This window comes from Candidatus Avelusimicrobium faecicola, assembly GCA_900540405.1.
Classification (GTDB): Bacteria; Elusimicrobiota; Elusimicrobia; order Elusimicrobiales; family Elusimicrobiaceae; genus Avelusimicrobium; species Avelusimicrobium faecicola.
In genome coordinates this window covers 17000-36566 of sequence record UQFW01000006.1, presented here as the reverse complement: position 1 = coordinate 36566, position 19567 = coordinate 17000, and the positions used below count along the sequence as shown (strand labels likewise).

General features: G+C 51.1%; 13 protein-coding genes, 1 tRNA gene and 1 pseudogene. 7 read left to right on the top strand and 8 right to left on the bottom strand.

Features of this window, described 5'->3' with window-relative positions:
- Positions 1–65 precede the first annotated feature (65 nt).
- Positions 66–185: pseudogene (locus tag ACQY18_RS01385) on the bottom strand (YtxH domain-containing protein); the annotation flags it as partial.
- Positions 186–324: 139 nt separating this feature from the next.
- On the opposite strand from ACQY18_RS01385, the gene gltA reads away from it, so the two are divergent.
- Complete coding sequence (gene gltA / locus ACQY18_RS01380) at positions 325–1716, top strand: NADPH-dependent glutamate synthase (RefSeq protein ID WP_176778026.1); 1392 nt, start codon at positions 325–327, stop codon at positions 1714–1716.
- A gap of 1 nt (position 1717) precedes the next feature.
- Positions 1718–2572, top strand: a complete 855-nt coding sequence (locus tag ACQY18_RS01375) for a sulfide/dihydroorotate dehydrogenase-like FAD/NAD-binding protein (RefSeq protein WP_428038558.1) — start codon at positions 1718–1720, stop codon at positions 2570–2572.
- A gap of 346 nt (positions 2573–2918) precedes the next feature.
- On the opposite strand, the gene ACQY18_RS01370 is transcribed toward ACQY18_RS01375, so the two are convergent.
- Together ACQY18_RS01370 and ACQY18_RS01365 are read right to left on the bottom strand one after the other, a co-directional pair.
- Complete coding sequence (locus tag ACQY18_RS01370) at positions 2919–6086, bottom strand: hypothetical protein (protein WP_428038557.1); 3168 nt, start codon at positions 6084–6086, stop codon at positions 2919–2921.
- 144 nt (positions 6087–6230) lie between these two features.
- The gene (locus tag ACQY18_RS01365; protein WP_176778023.1) at positions 6231–7556 is read right to left on the bottom strand and encodes a PhoH family protein; all 1326 of its coding nucleotides are present in this window, start codon (positions 7554–7556) and stop codon (positions 6231–6233) included.
- Positions 7557–7691: 135 nt separating this feature from the next.
- On the opposite strand from ACQY18_RS01365, the gene ACQY18_RS01360 reads away from it, so the two are divergent.
- Positions 7692–10061, top strand: a complete 2370-nt coding sequence (locus ACQY18_RS01360; RefSeq protein WP_428038556.1) for a DUF3536 domain-containing protein — start codon at positions 7692–7694, stop codon at positions 10059–10061.
- 57 nt (positions 10062–10118) lie between these two features.
- On the opposite strand, the gene ACQY18_RS01355 is transcribed toward ACQY18_RS01360, so the two are convergent.
- Positions 10119–11351, bottom strand: coding sequence for a spinster family MFS transporter (locus ACQY18_RS01355; RefSeq protein ID WP_428038555.1), 1233 nt, complete (start codon positions 11349–11351; stop codon positions 10119–10121).
- Between the two features lie 99 nt (positions 11352–11450).
- Between ACQY18_RS01355 and ACQY18_RS01350 the strand changes: the two genes are divergently transcribed.
- Positions 11451–11873, top strand: a complete 423-nt coding sequence (locus ACQY18_RS01350) for a type IV pilin protein (RefSeq protein WP_428038554.1) — start codon at positions 11451–11453, stop codon at positions 11871–11873.
- A 76-nt stretch (positions 11874–11949) separates the two neighbouring features.
- Here ACQY18_RS01350 and ACQY18_RS01345 read toward each other — a convergent pair whose 3' ends face one another.
- From ACQY18_RS01345 to ACQY18_RS01335, 3 genes are all read right to left on the bottom strand, one after another.
- Positions 11950–12405 carry a tRNA (cytidine(34)-2'-O)-methyltransferase gene (locus ACQY18_RS01345; RefSeq protein ID WP_176778019.1) on the bottom strand — a complete coding sequence of 152 codons (456 nt, stop codon included), beginning with the start codon at positions 12403–12405 and terminating at the stop codon, positions 11950–11952.
- 71 nt (positions 12406–12476) lie between these two features.
- The gene (gene glgP, locus ACQY18_RS01340) at positions 12477–15032 is read right to left on the bottom strand and encodes an alpha-glucan family phosphorylase (RefSeq protein ID WP_428038553.1); all 2556 of its coding nucleotides are present in this window, start codon (positions 15030–15032) and stop codon (positions 12477–12479) included.
- Between the two features lie 132 nt (positions 15033–15164).
- Positions 15165–16229: a DUF1646 family protein gene (locus ACQY18_RS01335; protein WP_176778017.1), complete on the bottom strand. Its 1065-nt coding sequence runs from the start codon at positions 16227–16229 to the stop codon at positions 15165–15167.
- 147 nt (positions 16230–16376) lie between these two features.
- Here ACQY18_RS01335 and ACQY18_RS01330 point away from each other — a divergent pair.
- A tRNA-Glu gene (locus tag ACQY18_RS01330) sits at positions 16377–16450 on the top strand.
- 60 nt (positions 16451–16510) lie between these two features.
- Here ACQY18_RS01330 and ACQY18_RS01325 read toward each other — a convergent pair.
- Positions 16511–17149, bottom strand: a complete 639-nt coding sequence (locus tag ACQY18_RS01325; RefSeq protein ID WP_428038552.1) for an ankyrin repeat domain-containing protein — start codon at positions 17147–17149, stop codon at positions 16511–16513.
- A gap of 122 nt (positions 17150–17271) precedes the next feature.
- Here ACQY18_RS01325 and ychF point away from each other — a divergent pair, with 122 nt between their 5' ends.
- Positions 17272–18345, top strand: coding sequence for a redox-regulated ATPase YchF (gene ychF / locus ACQY18_RS01320; RefSeq protein WP_176778015.1), 1074 nt, complete (start codon positions 17272–17274; stop codon positions 18343–18345).
- Complete coding sequence (gene rlmD / locus ACQY18_RS01315; RefSeq protein ID WP_428038551.1) at positions 18338–19558, top strand: 23S rRNA (uracil(1939)-C(5))-methyltransferase RlmD; 1221 nt, start codon at positions 18338–18340, stop codon at positions 19556–19558. Before ychF ends, rlmD begins: the two co-directional genes overlap by 8 nt.
- Positions 19559–19567 lie beyond the last annotated feature (9 nt).

Genomic DNA, 19567 nt, shown 5'->3' with positions numbered 1-19567 from the left:
GTGCAGAATATCAAAATACGCTTCTATAAACTTCTTGTCTGTAATATTAAATGGAATGTGCTTCTTTTCTGCCGGGTCACTTCCCCTTTAGCCGGTGCAAACAACACCCCGGCCGCCGCACCCACGACGGCACCTAATAAGAAAGCGGCAAGCCCCGCTCCGGCACATTTACATTTATTGCACATACTGTCCCCCTCCTTTTGCTTTGCTATAATGTTATATATATTGTACAACAATTACAGGGGGTCTAAACCCCTGTGTAAATAGTATAATGGCAAAAAGTGTTTTTGCCCATCTTATTTTTACGTTAGCAGGAGGTTTTTTATGCCTAATCCGTCCGCTCCGCGCCACAACGGCAAGCAACAAGCACCCGAAGTGCGCAAGCATAATTTTGAAGAAGTAGCCGAAATTTTTACCAAAGAAGAAGCCCTGGCCGAAGCCGAGCGCTGTTTGAATTGTAAAAATCCGCAGTGCCAGGCCAACTGCCCGGTGGGGGTGCAAATCCCGGCGTTTATTGCCCTGTTGAAAGACGGTAAAGTGGGCGAGGCCGCCAGTAAAATTATGGAAACCAGCCTCTTGCCCGCTATCTGCGGCCGCGTCTGCCCGCAAGAAAAACATTGTGAGGGCCACTGTGTATTAAAAGCCAAATTCGGTTCTGTAAATATCGGTATGTTGGAACGCTATGTGGCCGATACGGCCCGCAAAGAGGGCTTGTTGAAAGCCCCGCAAACGGCGGCTCCCACCGGTAAAAAAGTGGTGTGTATCGGCTCCGGGCCGTCTTCGGTGGCGTGTGCGGCCCAGCTCAAACGCTTGGGGCACGACGTGACCGTGTTAGAAGCCCTGCACGCATACGGCGGGGTACTGCGCTATGGGATTCCGTCTTTCCGTTTGCCGCGCGAAGTTATCAACCGCGAAATTGAAACCGTGCAGGCCATGGGCGTAAAATTTAAGACGGACGTTTTGGCCGGGGTCACTATCCCGGTGGAAGATTTACGGAAAGAATATGATGCCGTGTATATCGGCAGTGGGGCGGGTCTGCCCACCATGACGGGGGTGCCCGGGGAAAACGGCGTGGGCGTATACAGCGCCAACGAGTTTTTAACCCGCATTAACCTGATGCAGGCGTTCAAATTCCCGCAGACCGATACGCCGATTAAAGTGGGCAAGCGCGTAGTGGTGTTGGGCGCCGGAAACAGCGCCATGGATGCCGCCCGCTGTGCCATGCGCTTGGGGCCGGACGAAGTGACGGTTGCTTACCGCCGCAGTGCCGCCGAAATGCCCGCCCGCGCCGCGGAAGTGGAGCACGCCAAAGAAGAAGGCATCAAGTTTGAATTTTTAGTCACGCCGAAAGAAATTTTACAGGACGAAAAAGGCTGCGTGACCGGGATTCGCTTTACCCGCAACGAGCTGGGCGAGCCGGATGAACGGGGCCGCCGCCGGCCGGTGGAAATACCGGGCTCTGATTTTGTGCAGGAAGTTGAAACCGTTATTGTGGCAATCGGGCAGAAACCCAACCCCATTTTGCCCAAACATACGCCGGGCTTAAAAACCACGCCGCGCGGGGTGTTGGAACTGGACGAAAACGGGGCCACCTCTCTGCCGGGCGTGTTTGCCGGGGGGGATATTATCCGCGGCGGCGCTACCGTGCTGTTGGCTATGAAAGACGGCCTGGAAGCCGCCGGGCGCATTGACGCCTACTTGAAAGGGGGAAAATAATATGGAAGAAAATACCATTTTAGTAAAAGAAAATTTAAGTGATGTCGTCACCAAATTTGTCATTTACAAACCGCTGGTGGCCAAAACGGCCAAAGCCGGGCAATTTGTTATTTTGCGCGCGAACGAAACCGGCGAAAGAGTGCCGGTGACCCTGGTGGATTGGGACGCGCAAAAAGGCACCATTACGGTCATTATCCAGGCGATTGGTAAATCTACCGTGATGTTTAATTCCCTGGCGCAAGGTGAGCGCTTTGCGAACGTAGCGGGCCCGCTGGGTACGCCGGTGGAAATTAAAAATTACGGCACGGTGGCCGTTGTGGGCGGCGGCGTAGGGATTGCGGAAGTATTCCCGATTGCCCGCGCGTTTAAGCAGGCGGGGAACCGGGTGGTGTCCGTATTAGGGGCGCGCACGAAAAGTTTGCTGATTTTGGAAGAAGAAATGCGCGCGGTGTCCGACGTCACCGTATGCGCCACGGACGACGGCTCCCACGGCCAAAAAGGCATGGTGACGGACGCCCTGCAAGCGTTGGCGGACGGCGGCGAAAAAATCAACGCCGGGTTTATTATCGGGCCGATTCCCATGATGAAATTTACTTCCCGCTTAATGGAGCGGCTGGGCATTGAGCCGCACGCCAGTTTGAACCCCATTATGCTGGACGGTACCGGGATGTGCGGTTGCTGCCGCGTGACGGTGGACGGCAAGGTGCGTTTTGCGTGTGTGGACGGCCCGATGTTCCCCTCCAAAACCATTGATTTTGACGAACTTATCCGCCGCACCGGTGAATATAAACCGCAGGAAAAGGAAAGTTTGGAACTGTACGAAAAAGACCACGTTTGCAAGTGCGGCTTGCATTAAGCCTTTGGAAACGGTTAGAAAAGGAGCCCTCTTACGAATAAGAGGGCTCCTTTTTGGTGGCTTTGTAAACAAAAAACAAGGCTGTTTTAAGGCCGTGCGGTGCGGGGGAAAAACTTATATTTTGCCCCTGCATATACACTGGCCGCTGTTTGAAGGCCGGATAGTTGCTGGGGCGCGATAACCCGGCGCCTGGATTTTAGGGATAAAAAGGAAACTGCGGCCCGGGCGCGGTGTGGCGTGGTGTGGTGTGGCCCGGCGTGGCGTGGAGGAAAAGCCCGGCGGCCTGGTTTTAAGCCCAAAAAAGGCGGGCACTTCTCAAAAAGTGCCCGCGAGGTGTATGTATGAATTAATTGCCGAATTGCAACCAGGCATCTTGCGCTACGCCGTTTTCATCCACCTGTTTTTGGTAGTCATACGGGTTAATGCCTTCCGCCAAACACCGCGTGACGAACGCCCATTTCTGGTTGAAGCTGTTTTGGGTGTTGTTGGCGTATTTGCCCTCATATTGGCTTACTAAGGCAAAATATTCGTTGGCGGCAGACATATCGTCCGGGTTGCGTTGGCTTTCTTGCCAGGCCACAATCAGGCGGTTCATATCTTCATCAAATTCGGCTTGGCGTTTATCCGCTTCTTTTTTATATTTTTGGATATACGGGTTTTGCTCCACTTGTTGCTGCGCTTCCTTTGCCGTAATCGGGGCAGATTGGGTAATGGCGTCCCAAGAAGCCTGTACCCCTTTATTCATTAAAGAAAACGGCAAAATGATGGAGGAACCCATGGTTTCGGCATAGCCGCCTTTGGTAAGCAACGGGGAAACCATATTGTTCCAATAATTAACGGGGCCGTAATACCAGGGGGAGCCTTCCGGCGCGGATTGGTATTTACCGTCCAGCATATCCTGTACCGGGTGCAAAGCTACGTCTGCCACAGCGAAGCCGCCCATGGCCGTACCGATATTTTTGACGTACTTTAACACATATTCCCCGGGTTTGGAAAGCGCCGCGTTGAGTACCGTGCCCGGTTGGGACATGGCTTCCAAAACGTCTAAACGCACCGGTTTGGTGTACGGCACCCCCAGATAGTTGGTGGGAACATAAGACGTGTTGGAAAAATCAATCCAAATCGGTGCTTCTTTGGCGCCTTTAGTCAGTTCTTCCAACCCGGCTTTGAATAAATTTTCCGTGGCCAGGGCTTCCTGGTACGCCTGTTTGGATGCCCCTTGCGGAATTTTAGTCACATATTTATCCACCAAATCCGTGACGGAAGAAATAGTTTCTTTGGCGTTGGCTTTTACCGGCAGTTTGCCGGCGGCCGTGGTCGGGCGGACCACTACTTCCCCCGCGATTTTATGGGTCACGGTTTTGCCGCCCGGGAAGCGCTGGGTAATTTTATAACCCTGCGTAATGCCTTTGGGGTTTACGTCTTTCAGCGCGTTGGTGACAACCGTGGAGCCGTCCGCCCGTTGGGCGACCCGTTCCACCCGCACCCCCATTTGGGATAATTCTTTAGATAATTTGTTGGCCTGGCGGGCTTGTTGGGTAAAACTGCGGATGTACGCCAAGCGTTGCCCCAAGGGCACTTTGCGGGCCTGGCTTGCCAAACGCAAGGCGTTGCCGGTGGCCGATACCCCTTTGCCAATGACATTAAACACGCCGCCAATGGCTACCCAGGATAAAATAAACCACATCAGGTCGTCTTTGTTTTCGCTGGCGGCTAAGCCCAATTTTTGGGGCTCTGCCCCGGTGCGGACATAGCACTTGCCCCAGCGTTTATAATCGGCGGCCGCTTTGGCTTCCTGCGGGTTGAGCTTGCGTAAAATTTTATTATCGCGGGTAGCCCAATACCATCCGCCGGCGGCGTGTTGCTTGCCGCCTTCTATGGGGGAGGCTTGCAATATCAATTTCATATAGTAGCGCTTCCCATTGTGGGTGATGTACGGCTCGGCATTGGGGGTCTGGGCGTTTACCACATTACCCTGCGCGTCCCGGCGGATACGGTTGTACGCTTGCGCCAACTGGGTGCGCATTTCCAAGTTTTTATCTGCGTTCAGGTTCAGCACCGGGCGGTCTGCCGCCATATCTAAACGGCAGTAAAAATCTTTTAATTTATCGGCTACTTGATTGGCCTGGTTTTTGTTTAAGGCCGGGCCGCCTTTGGCGCCATTGTCGTTGCCTTTCCCGCGCGTCCATTTAGGGCCGGCCGCTTCGTACATTTTGGATAACAGGGAAAGCGCCAATACTTGCACCGCCGCGGAGCCGTGGTTGGCGTAATGGGCCAGCGCGTTGATAATTTCATTTTTTTGCTTGGCGGGCAGGGCCGTATCCCGGCTTTCTATCAAAGGTAAATAAAGCGCGGCAAAGTTATTAAATACCGTGTTTAAGATAGCAAAGTTGGCCGGGTCTAAATTGTTTTGTTGTTTGGTGCCGTTTAAGTTTTTGTTTTGGCTGTCCAAAAAGTCTATCACTTTTCTAAAGCCGGCCACGCCGTCGTATTTCATCAGCGCTACGGAGGCGTAATCCGCATTCATCAGGCGGGCGGCGTTCGGCTCGTTATCCACTACTTCTTTTAAGGTGCGCCAGTAGTCCATACTTTTCAGCAGGGCTTCTTTGCGTTGGGCATAAAAAGACGGTTGGAACGAGTCGTTCAGAACGGTATAGTTGGCCCCGTCTTCTCCCGCCGCGCCTTTGAGGATGTTTTCATACTGAAGGAGCGGTTTGAACCATTGTTGTTGGAGTACCGTTTGGTAATTAGCGGCTAATCCGGCCAGTAAAAGTTCCAGTTTCCCGCGCAAAGCCACGCTTTCTTGGGATTCCACTTGCTTACCGGCTACTTTTTTAAGCAGGGAAAACCCGGGCAGGCCGTCCCGCTCGGAAAGCGGCTGCTGTTCCAGGGCGTTTAAGCGTTTTAAGGCCGCTTTTTGCACGTCCGGCGTGAGGGATAACAGCAAATAAAAGGTTTCCAGGTCGGTGTCGTCCTGCACGGAAAATTCGGCCTGTAAAATATCGGTGGCCCAACTGGCAATTTGGGGGGACGGCGCGCCCAATAAAGCGGTCAAATCCGCCAAATCTACCTGGCCGTCATTATAGAGCTTGTTTAAGCTGCCTAACGCCGCTTTGGCCGATTCTTGCGATTGGTGGGTGAAAAACAATCCCGGGACGTATTCTTGCATTCCTAATTGGATGCCGTCTTTGGGAAGCTCGTTTTTGGTTAAAAAATCTACCAGGCTGTTTTTATCGCCATTGGCTAAAAATTGGTTGATTTGGGCATCACTTTTATCCAACCCGCGTTTAATGCGGCGTTGGTCGCTCTGGGCGTTGTATTCTTCTTGTTTTTGGCCGTAAATATCCGTAGTGGCCGGCAGTTGCCCGGCGGTGGGGGTTTGAATGGCCTTATTCCACGGCGCCACCAAAACGTCGTTCCCCTTGGGAACCGGCTGGGCAAAAACGGCCGGATTGGGCAATAAAATATTGCAAGTAAAAGCGACAATTAATACGCGGCTGATAAAAGTTTTCATAAGCAAATCCTTTGTATATAGACTCCCTCTCTATATATTATAGAAAAAAACGGATTTTTAACCAGTGCCGTTTGGACCCAATTTATATAGGCCAAAGGGCCTACCAAAAAGTAGGCCCTTGGCGTAAAGTGCAAAACAACGTGTTTACAGTAATTTGGAAGCCAAATCCGCCAGGCGGCTGCGTTCCGTTTTGGTAAACGTAATGTGCCCGTGGCTTTTTTGGCCTTTCATGCGGTCTACCAAATAGGTCAGCCCGTTGGATTCCACATCCAAATACGGGGTATCAATTTGGTACGGGTCCCCCGTGACCACTACTTTGGTGCCTTCGCCCGCGCGGGTAAGAATGGTTTTCATTTCGTGCGGGGTGAGGTTCTGGGCGTCGTCCACAATCATATATTGCCCGGGGAGCGAGCGCCCGCGCATGTGGGTGACGGAGGCAATTTCAATCTTGCCGCTATCTAACAGATAGTGGGCTTTTTCTTCGCCTTCGTCCGGGTTTTTGCGGTCCGCCAGGAAGGCCAGGTTGTCATAAATGGCGCCCATCCAGGCTTCCAGTTTTTCTTCTTTGGTACCGGGCAGGAAACCCAAGTCTTTCCCCACCGGCACAATGGAGCGGCACACCACCAAACGGCGGTAGGCGTTTTCGTCCATGGTGCGTTGCAAGCCGGTGGCCAGCGTAATTAAGGTTTTACCGGTGCCGGCGGTGCCTACCAGGGTGACAATATCCAAGCTGTCGTCCAGCAGTAATTCCATGGCAAAGCGCTGTTCTTTATTGAGGGGTTTAATGCCCCAGGCCACAGGCTCTTGCGAGGATAGCGGCCGGATGCAAAGTTCGCCGTTGTTGGCCACGCGCCCCATGGCCGACTTTTTACTGCCGTCGTTGGCCTTTAGAATAATAAATTCGTTCGGGAAATATAAACCGTCTTGAATGGGCAGTTTTTTGTGGCGGTAAAATTCGTCAATTTGTTCGGAAGAAACTTCCATTTCCGCCATGCCGGTATACAGCTCGTCCACATTTACTTTATCGGTGGTGTAGTCTTGCGCGTCCAGGCCCAGGGCTTCGGCTTTCAGGCGCATATTAATATCTTTGGTCACCACAATTACCGGGGCGTGGTCTTTTTTATAAGCGCCCTCTTTTTTAGCCAGCGTGTAGGCAATATTCAAAATAGAATTATCCGCCTTATTGAAGGACAAAGACTGCGGCAAAATGTTGGGCTTGTCCAATTCAATTTTTAAGGTGCCTCCGCCGCCCAGTGTGACGCCTTCGTTCAAGTGCCCCAGCTTGCGCATTTCGTCCAGCGCGCGCGATACCATGCGGGCGTTCTTCCCACGGGTATCTCCTTCGCTTTTGAAATTATCCAGTTCTTCAATCACGGCCATGGGGATAATGATGGCGTTATCCTCAAATGCGTGCAGGCAGTTTACATCATGCAGCAAGACGTTTGTATCCAAAATAAATGTTTTTTTCATAAGCGCACCTCGGCGATAATGGGAATTACTACTCCCTACTTTTAGTATAACCGCCGTCCGTCAATAATCAAGGGTTTCTACGGCGGGAAAGCACTTCCTGTGCATATTCTAGCATTAATTGCTATAAATATATATATGAAATATCTTTGCATACACGGACATTTTTACCAACCCCCGCGGGAGAACGCCTGGCTGGACGAAATAGAAATCCAAGACAGCGCCGCCCCGTACCACGATTGGAACTCCCGCATTTGCGCGGAGTGCTACGCGCCCAATGCGTTGGCGCGCGTTTTAGACGGCAAACAGCAATTAACCGATTTAATTAATAACTACGCCCGTATCAGCTTTAACTTCGGGCCGACGCTTTTATCCTGGATGGAGCGCAAAGAGCCGGAAGTATACCGGGCCATTTTGGAGGCCGATAAACTCAGCCGGGAAAATTTTTCCGGCCACGGCAGCGCGATTGCCCAGGCGTATAACCACATTATTTTACCGTTAGCCAACGAGCGGGACAAATATACCCAAGTGCGTTGGGGTATTGCTGATTTTAAGAAGCGCTTTGGGCGGGAGCCGGAAGCCTTGTGGTTGGCCGAAACCGCCTGCAATACGCAAACGCTGGAAGTATTGGCGGAATGTGGCATGAAATTTGTAATTTTAGCGCCGGGCCAATGCGCGCGCGTGCGCCCTATCGGCCAAACGCAGTGGCAGGATGTTTCCGGCGGCCGGGTAGACCCCAAGCGGGCGTACCAGTGCCAACTGCCCAGCGGGCGCAAAATTGCCCTGTTCTTTTACGACGGGCCGATTTCCCAGGGGATTGCTTTTTCGGACACGCTAAAAAGCGGGGAAACTTTTGCCGGGCGGTTGTTAAGCACTTATAACTCCGGCGAAGAAGCGCAACTGATGCACATAGCCACCGACGGAGAAACATACGGCCACCACCAAAAATTTGCCGATATGGCCCTGGCCTACTGCTTAAAATATGTGGAAGAAAAAACAGATGTGCAAGTGACGGTTTACGGGGAGTTTTTAGCCAAAAATCCGCCCCAGTATGAAGCGCAGATTTTTGAAAATACGTCGTGGAGTTGTTTTCACGGGGTGGAGCGTTGGCGGGCCGATTGCGGTTGCAACTCCGGCATGCACCGCGGTTGGCACCAAAAATGGCGTAAGCCTTTGCGCGAAGCCTTGGACTGGCTCCGCGACGAAATGGTTAAAACATTTAACACGGTGGGCGCCCAGTATTTTAAGGACCCGTGGCAGGCGCGTGACGAATATATTGAATTGGTTTTGGACCGCAGTTTGGATGCCCAACACCGCTTTTTCCTGCGCCACGCCACAGAGAAAGCCTGGAATGACCGTTCCGGCGCGCTCTGCCTGCTGGAAATGCAACGCTTTGCTATGCTGATGTACACCAGCTGCGGTTGGTTTTTTGACGAAATCAGCGGGATTGAAACCGTGCAAATTATGCAGTACGCGGCGCGGGCGGCGGAGTTAAATAAACGCATGAGCGGCGTGGATTTGGAGCCGGAATTTATCAAGCGTTTGGAAGCGGCCCCCAGCAATATCCGGGATTTGAAAAACGGAGCGGTGGTTTACACGCGCTTTGTGTTGCCGCAAAAAATGCCGCTTGAAAAAGTGGCCGCCCAGCACGCGGTGGCGGTGCTGACGGATAAAACCCAAAACCCGCAACAAGCCTATGATTGCCGGGTGGAAGATTTTAAGCCGGTTTTGTTAAGCGCACCCGCCAACCATTTGTATTATGGGGAAATGAAACTTTCTTCCGCCGTCACGTTGGAAGTACGCCGTTTTGCGTTTGCCGTTTTACAGCAAGGGGCCACGGCGTTTTTGTGCGCGGCGGCAAATGTGCCGGCCGATAAAGAGGCGCTGTTTGCTTCCTTAAAAACATCTTTTGAAAAGGGCCGTTATGACGAATGTGCGCAACTTATCCGCAAGCGGTTTGGTACGGTGTACGCGCTGACGGATTTATTTAAGGACGTACAGCGCAAGGTGATTGATTTGGTGTTGGATAAAGTGTACGAAGACACGGACAAAAAATTCACCCAAATTTTTGAAGAACAATACCCGGTGGTGCGCGGTTTGCAATATATCGGCACGCCCCTGCCGGCGCCGTTTTTAACGGTGGCCGACTTTGTGCTGACGAGTGACTTAAAGGCGGAGTTCCGCGCGAAAGAATTGGACGTAAACGCCATAGAAGAATTAATGGAAGACGTAAAAACCTTGGGCTTAAATGTGGCTAATGCGGATTTAACCCGGGTGGTGAGCGAAAAACTGACCCTGCTTGCGTTTGCGTTTGCGCGCAATCCGTCGGACAGTGCCGCCGCTATGAAAGTGGTGGAGTTTATGAATTATATGGAAATCTTCGGCTTTACGCCGGATATTACCCGCGCGCAGGAGTTTGTTTTCCTGGCCTTGAAAGGCTTAGGCAAGGAAAAAGCCACCAAAGATGTGCTGAAAGCCTTGGCGCGCAAGTTGCAAATTGCGCTTTAGCACCGGCGTTTGATATTTCCGGCGCGGGGGAACGAAACGGTTTCCCCGCGTTTTTTATTATTTTGTTTCCGTTTTGGGGGTTAAATACTCGCGCAGGCGGCCGCTTTTGCGGGCGAACCAAGCGGAGCAGAGCGTAAACAAACAGGCCGGAAGCACGGCGAACGAACAAAACAAAATGGCCGTTTTTAAGCCCCAAATATCCGACGCCTTGCCTAACAGCACCGGGGAAACAGCATCCCCCAGCGCGTGAATAATAAAAATATTTACTGCAAACGCCATGGAGCGTACCCGCGTGCGGGTCAGCGCCACCAGGGCCGCACTGATGGGCCCCATGGGCAGGAAAATGCACACAATTCCTCCGGCCAACAAGAGCAGTGCCGGAAGCAGTTTCGCACAAAATACGGCTCCTGCCGCAAACGGAAAGGCCAGTAAAAAACTAGCAAAAATAGTAATAAAATACGCTAAATGGGTCTTTTTTAAGAGTTTATCCGCCAGTTTGCCCCCAAAAAATGTGCCTAGGGCCCCGCACACTACCACCATGGCGCCAAAAACCAACCCTGCCCGCGAAACCGAAAAACCCCAAAAACGGTGGAAATAAGTGGGCAACCACGCGGAAAATCCGCCCAATGCAAAAGTGCCCATGGCATGCGCCAAACATAAAAAAATAAACGCTTTGTTGCGCAGTAATATCAAATAATCCACCCGGCGCGCCCTATCCCGCGGGGATTGGGCCAGGCGGAACGTGTCTTTTATTCTAGTCAGCGCCAGCAACCCCAAAAACAGGCCCGGCACGCCCACCAACATAAAGGCCGCTCTCCACCCCCAGTGCTGGCCAATCACTCCTCCGGCCAAATAGCCCAGCGCACTGCCTATGGGCAACGCTAACGCAAAATAGGCCAGTAAGGTGGCGCGTTTTTCTTTGGGGAAGTTCTCCGCCAAAAACGGCTGGGCGATGGTGGTAAATCCGGCTTCGCCCACGCCAATGAGCCCGCGGGCGGTCAGTAAGGCGGCGTAATTTTTCACCCAAGCGCAAGCCATGGTGGCGGCGCTCCAAATAAGCGCACTGGCGCCAATCCATTTTTGGCGTTGGGTGCGGTCCGCAAAGTAGCCCACCAGCGGGGCATACAGCATATACACCAGCATAAATACGCTGGCCAAGGTGCCCAGTTGGGTGTCTGTAATGTGTAAATCCGCCTGCAAGAGGGGAAAAACGGAAAACAAAACCTGCCTGTCTATATAGTTAAACAGGTTGAGTAAAAAGAGGAGCCAAAACAGTTTTTTTGCGTTCATTAGGGTTATTTTATAAAAAATAAGTGGCAACAGGGCCAAAAAGAATTATACTATAACAAGAAGGGTTTTTTATGACCCCCAAAAATACGGAGGTTTTTTATGCAAAAAGGTTTTACGTTAATTGAGTTATTGATTGTGATGATTATTGTTTCTTTGTTGGTGGTGGCGAGTGTGCCTAAATATAAAACCGCTATGGAAAAAGCCCGCGCACAGGAGGGGATTAACGATTTAACTTTGGCGGCAGACCAAGCCAACGGCTATTATATGATGCAAGAGGGCTCTTATGCCAACATAAAGGATTTTTTGGCCGCTGGGACGGATTCGGCCAAACAACAGCATTTTGAACCACTCAAAGTGCAGCCGATTTATGGTACGGTTATTCTTTCTATAAAAAGTAAAAAGGCCGGATATACGCTGTCCATAATGCTGGCGAATGGCGCCGTGACCAGACGCAGTTGTATTGCGGACAGTGGCAACAAACAAGCCGACCGGATATGTGATGCCATTGGTTGGGGCCGTTAACATTTTTTAGGAAAGGTAAAAATGACCCGCCTGTATGTTGCAGGCGGGTTTTTATTATGTGCTAACTGCTGAAAACTTATTTGCGGTTTTGGCGCAACGCTTCAAACAAAACTACGGCGGCCGAAGACGATAAATTTAGCGAGCGCACCGGGCCCGTCATGGGGATAGTATACAGGCGGTCTTTATACCGGGTGTAAAAGTCTTTCGGCAGCCCGCAGGACTCCGCCCCGAAAACCAGGTAGCTGTTATCTTCAAAGCGGGCATCCCAATAGCTTTTGGTGCCTTTGGTGGAAAGGAAGAATAAGTTTTCTTCTTGCGGATGATTCACGGCTAAAAATTCCTCCCAATCCGCATAACGGCGGTAGTTGAGGTTGGGCCAATAATCCAGGCCGGAACGGCGGATTTCTTTAGATTCTATCTTAAAACCCAGTTTCCCTACCAGGTGCAACATAGTGCCGGTGGCCACGCAGGAGCGGCCGATATTGCCGGTATTAAAGGGGATTTCCGGGTTGACAAGTACAATGTTGAGCATAGTTTGCATACTCCAAACAAAAGGCCGGAAGATATTTGCATATCGTTCCGGCCTTTTTTATAAGGGTTCGGTTAGTCTTCCCAGCGGATAAAGAGCGGCGTAAGCACGTTGGGAATATCTTTGTTGGCGGGCAAAACGCGCAGGGCATAGTCCTGGCGGCCGCTGTTGACGGGGGAAACTTGCACTTCGTAAATATAAGCGTCCCCTTCTTTGCCGGTGCAGGTCATATCCACGGCGTCTTCTTTAACGATGTCACCCAAAGAGCCGCGTTGGCCTAAATACAGTTCCACCTGGATGTCTTCCGGGGTCAGGTTGCCCAAGAAAACGCGGGCCTTAAACGCCACCTTATCGCCCATTAAAATAGGCGTTTCCAGTTTGGGGGTAATATCCACTACGTTTACGCGGTACCAGTTATCGGCAATTTTCTTGCGCCAATCGGCCACTTGGGCGGCTTTGCCGTCCTGTGCCAATACGGCCCCGGCGTTGTTGGCCGGCACATAAAAACGCTCGTAATATTCTTTAACCATGCGGTTGGTGTTAAAGAACGGCGCAATATGTTTGACGGAGTCTTTCATTAAAGAGAGCCACGGCAGAGAAATGCCGTCTTCCCCTTTGGCGTAATACGCGGGGGCAATATCTTGCTCAATTAAGTTGTAAAGCGCGTCGGATTCCACCGCGTCTTGTTCGGCCTCGGAGGCGTATTTTTCCGCCCCGCCGATAGACCAACCAAATTCGCACGGGCCAACTTCATCCCACCAACCGTCTAAAATAGACAGGGTCAGCGCCCCGTTTAAGGCCGCCTTCATGCCGCTCGTGCCGCTGGCTTCCATGGGGCGGCGCGGGTTGTTGAGCCACACATCTACCCCTTGCACCATGTAGCGGGCGGTGTTCATATTGTAGTCTTCCACAAATACAATTTTGTTTTTGAAGCGCGGGTCGTTCTGGGCGATATTTACAATGGTTTTGATAAATTCTTTGCCCTGGGTATCGGCCGGGTGGGCTTTACCCGCAAAAATGAACTGCACCGGGCGTTGCGGATTGTTGACGATTTTGTCCAGGCGGTCCAAATTCTTAAACAGCAAGGTGGCGCGTTTGTAAGTAGCAAAGCGGCGCGCAAAACCGATGGTTAAAACGTCTTTTTTAAGCACTTTGCCCGCTTTGTTGACGGTCATAACGTCTAACCCTTGGCGGGTGAGCTGGCGGCGCAGGCGGCCGCGGGCCATATCAATCAGTTTTTCCTTGCGAATCGTGTGTACGCGCCAAAGTTCGGCATTGGGGATGTCGTCCAATTTATCCCAGGCTTTGGTGTCCGAGGCGTCAATTTCGCCCATTTGGTCGTTATTGAACAGGTATTTGCGGTACAGTTCGTTGAGTTCGTGGGAAATCCAGGACGCGCTGTGAATACCGTTGGTAATGCTGGTTATCGGCACTTCGCCCACGGGCAAGGTAGGCCAGAGGTTTTGCCACATTTCCCGGCTTACTTTGCCGTGCAGTTTGGCTACGCCGTTGGCAAACGCCGTTAAGCGCAAAGCCACTACCGTCATGCAGTAAGTGGAGGAGGAGGGCAATTCCTTGCCTAAATTCAAAAATTCTTCCCAAGTAATGCCCATTTTGCCGGCGTAAGATTCCATATATTTGCGCACGAGCATGGGGTCAAAATGTTCGTTGCCGGCAATAACCGGGGTGTGCGTGGTAAACACCGAGCTGGCCCAGACGATTTCGCGTGCTTGGGCAAAAGACAGGTGTTTTTCTTGCATAATTTCAATAATGCGTTGGAAAAGCAAAAACGCGCTGTGGCCTTCGTTAATATGGTAAACGGTGGGTTTAATGCCCATCGCGGCCAAGGCTTTCACGCCGCCGATACCCAATACCACTTCCTGGCGGATGCGGTTTTCGCGGTCGCCGCCGTAGAGTTTTTCGGTAATTAAGCGTTGGGCCGGGGTGTTTTCCTGCAAGTTGGTATCCAATAAGTACAGCGAGGTGCGCCCCACGGGCACGCGCCAAATGCAGGCTTTTACATGTTCTTGCCCCAATTCAATATCCACGGTAATATCTTTACCGTTTTTGTCTTGCACGCGTTCAACCGGCATGTGGGCCCAGTCGTTATCCGGGTATTCTTCGTTTTGCCAGCCTTCGCGGTTTAATACTTGGCGCACATAACCTTGTTTGTAAAATAAACCTACGCCGATAATGGGCATGCCCATATCGCTGGCGGATTTAATATGGTCGCCCGCCAACATCCCCAGGCCGCCGGAATAAATCGGCAAGCCTTCGCCAATGCCGTATTCCATGGAAAAATACGCGGTCAGCAGGTTGCCGTTTTCGCGGCGGTTTTGCTGGTACCACGTTTGCGGATTTTTTTTGTATTGGTAATAGGCTTCTTTCACCCGGTTGACGTTGGCTACAAATTCCGGGTCTTTGCTGAGTTCTTCAAAGCGTTTTTGCGGTACGCAGCCCAAAAACCATTTGGGGTTGCGTTTGGAGGCCGTCCAAAGTTTGGGGTCTACTTGTACAAAAAGCAAAATGGCCTGCCAGTTCCAAGTGAACCACATATCATTAGCCAATTCTTCCAGAAATTTAATGCTTTCCGGCAAATTGGGCTGTACGTTAAAAGAATGAATTTTCATTAATCCCTCTCCCTGGTTGTATATATATAAATAAATTATATAAAAAATAGCGCCGGTGTCTGCACAAAAAGTAGTTAGAATAAAAAACCGCACGCCCTGTTCAGGCGTGCGGCAAAGCAAGCAAGCGGCGGTTTATTTAACTACCGCGCTCAAAATAATAAAGTAGGCAATTAATAACGCCCCGCCAATGCCCAAGGCGTGTTTGGCCCAATCTTTACTTTTAATGCCCAGTTTGGAGGCACAAATAATGTTGGGAATGTTGCCCGGAATCAGCATGCCGCCGGAAATAATCAAGCTCATCAGCAGGAAGGTAAGTTCCCGGGTGTGGATGTCCGGCGTCACCTCAATAGCGGCCAAGGTGGCGTTATCCAACACGGCGGAGAGCATATTAATCCAATACAGGAAAGAGGCGGATAATTTTTTAATGGTAATTTCGGCCAGCGGTTTTAAGCCGTCGCCCAAAAATACAAGCGCCATCACAAACAGGTAAATTTTCCCGGCCCGTACGGCAATACTCTTAACGGAGTGTTCGTCCGCGGCGGAGGCTTCTTCCTTTACGCCGGGGGCGTGTTTAATGGTGTCCGCGCGGATGGAGCTGGCCAATAGGGACATAACCACCACGCCGCCCAAAATGTACCAACCCAAATGTTCAATTAAGAACCAAAAATCCGCATTGTGGGGCTCGCCGGAAAGTTTGGAAAGTACCACCGTGCCCAACGGCTCGCCGATAGAGGTAAGCACCGCGCCCAAACCGATAGAATAACAGGTAAATACCACCATGCGGGTACGGCCTTCCCGGTTGAGGGGGAGCATCATAACCACTTCGGACAAAATAAGTGCCGCGATAATGGCGGTAATTAAACTGGAGGTCATCCCCAAAATAAATACAATCAAAAACAGCGTGGCCCGTAAACCGATAAAGGATACGGCTTTTTGTGTCAGTTTTTGCAGTTGTTTATTAAAATAGCGGAACAGCAAGCCGGCTACAAAAACGGCTACCGTAATTTTAATGGGGTCTTCCAGGGCGGTAAGCACCAGGTGCCCGCTCCACGTTTTAGACACCGTGACGGCAAATAAACCGCAGCAAAATAAGAAGGCTTCCAAATTTTCTTCTACTTTGTGAATAGTCAGCGGCAAAAAAAGCACTACAACAATAAGCAAAGACAACAGCACTGTCTGCCAAAGGGCTAGTTCCATAGTTTCCTCTTGATAAGGGGTTTCCCCCGGATTGCCGGATATTATAAAAATACCCGTGTGTATAAAATTATATAAAAAATAAACCTTTTGCGGATATACTGCGGCACCCTTTTATGGGTTAGTCCAATATGATATAATAAAACTGTTGTCCCGTTCGTCTAGCGGTCTAGGACGCCGCCCTCTCAAGGCGGAGACCACGAGTTCGAATCTCGTACGGGACGTGCGATTTGAAAAAACCCGCGCCTAGAGCGCGGGTTTTGTGTTTGTGGTAAAAAGGCTTATTAATAGGCGGCTAATACTTGCGCAACGGCCGGGTTGCGGTTGTATTGCTGGGCCACGGTGTAAGCCGTCCAACCGTTCGGCGCCTGATACGCGGTATCCGCCCCGGCTTGTATTAAAAGCTGTACGGCTTCCGGCGTGTTGGCGGCAATGGCGCAGTACATCAGCGGAGTCATGCCGTTGGGGTAAACGCTGTCCACCTTAGCGCCGTGTGCCAGTAAAATTTGCGTAAGCCGCGGGCTGATGGCGCAGGCGTTGGCAATCAGCGGGGCGCCCTTGCTGTTCAGCGCGTTTACGTCGGCCCCGGCCCGCAGGAACGCATCCACCGTATCGGCATCCGGGTATTTGGTTTGCAAATACAGGGCTAAAGCGCTTTGGCCCTGGGCATCCCGGGCGTTCGGGTCGGCCCCTTTATTAAGCATGGCGATAATAGCTTCCGGCGGTTGGGTAGCCACTACTTTTAGGAAACTCTCGTCGGAAATGCCGTTGGCGGCTTTTTGGCGGTCAATGGCTTTCTGGGCGGCCGTGGGGGCTAATTTATCGGAAAGTTCCCGCAACGGCTTGAACAGGCCGTTATCCCCGCAACCGGTAAGTGCGGCCAGTAAAGTGCCGCAAAACAGAACAGATAAAAATTTACGCATGTGTCCTCCGCAAACTGTTTTATTTAGTATACAAAATAGTTTTAGGGTTTGGCGTGGTTTGCTGGCGCGTTAAATGCTAAAATATACCTATATATGCAAATTTGTCCTGAAGGAGATTTTACATGGAAATTGGTATCGTAGGTCTGCCCAATGTAGGCAAATCCACTTTGTTTAACGCGCTGACGCAAGCCGGGGCGGAAGCAAGCAACTATCCGTTTTGCACCATTGAACCCAACGTGGGGATTGTGCCTATTCCGGATAAACGGTTAGATGCGTTGTTTAAGCTGTTTAATCCGCCTAAAAAAACAGCCGCTTTTATTAAATTTGTGGATATTGCCGGTATTGTAAAAGGGGCCAGTAAAGGGGAAGGCTTGGGCAATAAGTTTTTGGCCAACATCCGCGAAGTGGACGCCGTTATCCATGTGGTGCGCTTGTTTGAAGACGAAAACGTCACGCACGTGATGAACTCCGTGGACCCGCTGCGCGATATTGAAATTATCAATACGGAGCTGATGTTGGCGGATTTGGAAACGGCCTCCAAAATTTGCGACCGCTTGGCCTCCAACGCCAAAAGCGGCAAAAAAGATGCCGTGGCCGCCTATGAAACCATGAAATCCATTAAAGAGGCGCTGGAAAACGGCAAGCCGGTGGCGGCCTTGGGATTGGAGCCGGAACAGCTGAAAGAATACCAATTTTTAACCGCCAAACCGGTACTGTATGTGGGGAACAATTCCGAAAAACGCAACGTGGCCAATGCCGAAAAGGTGGCCAAATATGCGCAGGAAACCGGCGCCGGGTTTGTGGAGCTTTGCGTAAAGTTTGAAGCGGAAATTGCGGAATTTTCCGACGAAGAAAAACACGCCTTTTTGGAAGAAACCGGCAGTGATTATACGGGCCTGGAAAAAATCGTGCGCGAGGGTATGAAACTCTTGCACCTGTGTACTTATTTTACCGCCGGGAGCGAAGTGGAAGTGCGCAGTTGGCTGATTCCGGTAGGGTGTACGGCTCCGCAGGCGGCGGGCAAAATCCACAGTGATTTTGAAAAAGGCTTTATCCGCGCCGAAGTATACACTTTTGACGATTTAATGAAGTACGGGAGCGAAAAGGCCCTCAAAGAACACGGCCTGGTGCGCTCCGAAGGGAAGGACTATATTGTAAAGGACGGCGACGTCTGCCTGTTTAAGCTCAATGTGTAAATTAACGTGTAAACATTTTAAGGAATGCGGCGGATGCGCCTTACTGGACTTGCCGTATACGGAGCAAGTGGCCCGCAAACGCGCGAAACTGGCGGAATTGTTGCAACCGTTTTGGACGGCGGAAATTCCCGTCACGCTGACGGATAACCCGGTGTACTTCCGCAATAAAGTGGAATTGGGATTTTGCCACCAGGTAAAATGGGACCCCAATTACAATAAAAAAGACCCGGCCAACAAAACGCGCCCCCTGGTGTTTGAACAAGCCCTGGGGTTTAAGTTAAAAGGCAAATGGGATAGGGCCGTTGATATTGAAGAATGTTTTTTGTTTAACGAAAAACTTATCCCGTTATTAAAAGCGGTGCGCGCCTGGGCCGCGGCAGAAGGGTTGGAGTATTACGACCAACGCAAGCACACCGGCGTTTTGCGCCATTTAATGGTGCGCGAGGGCAAAAACACCGGCGAAGGGATGGTCGTGCTGTTTGTGACGAACGATTTTAACGAAAAAACTTTTGTGGCGGCGGTGGAAAGCGTGTTGCCTACGTTTAACATTATGTCTGCCGTCAACAACGGCCTGGCTGATACCGCCGCGCCGGAAAGCCTGAAAGTATTAAAAGGGCAGGACTCTTTTGTGGAAAAAATCCTGCTGACGGACGGGGCCGGAAAGACGGAGCGGGAAGTGTTGTTTAAGTTATCCCCGCAGTCGTTCTTTCAAACCAACACCAAAACGGCGCAAAAGATGTATTCCCGCGTGCGCGGTCTGGTTAAAAAAATCGCCCCTAAAATGATTTATGATTTATACGGCGGGGCCGGCAGTTTCAGCCTTTCCTGTGCGGATTTGTGCCAAAAAAGTATTTGCGTGGAAAGCGTGGCCCCGGCTATTTACAACGGGTTGGAAAATGCCAAAATCAACGGGGTAAAAAATGTGCAGTTTTTCTGCTCCCGCGTGGAAGATTTTGTAAAACAGCAACCCATTGAAAAAAAGGACGCGCTGATTATTTTGGACCCGCCCCGCGGCGGTATGCACCCCAAAGCGGTCAAAGCGGTGGCCGAGTCCGGCGTGAAAAACGTGCTTTATATTTCCTGCAACCCCGTCACGCTGGCTAACGAGTTAAAAACTTTCACCCAATACTACAACCTGGTAGGGGTGGAAGCGTTTGATTTCTTCCCGCATAGCGAACATATAGAAACGCTGGTGCAAATGGAACTGAAATAGCGGCTCCTT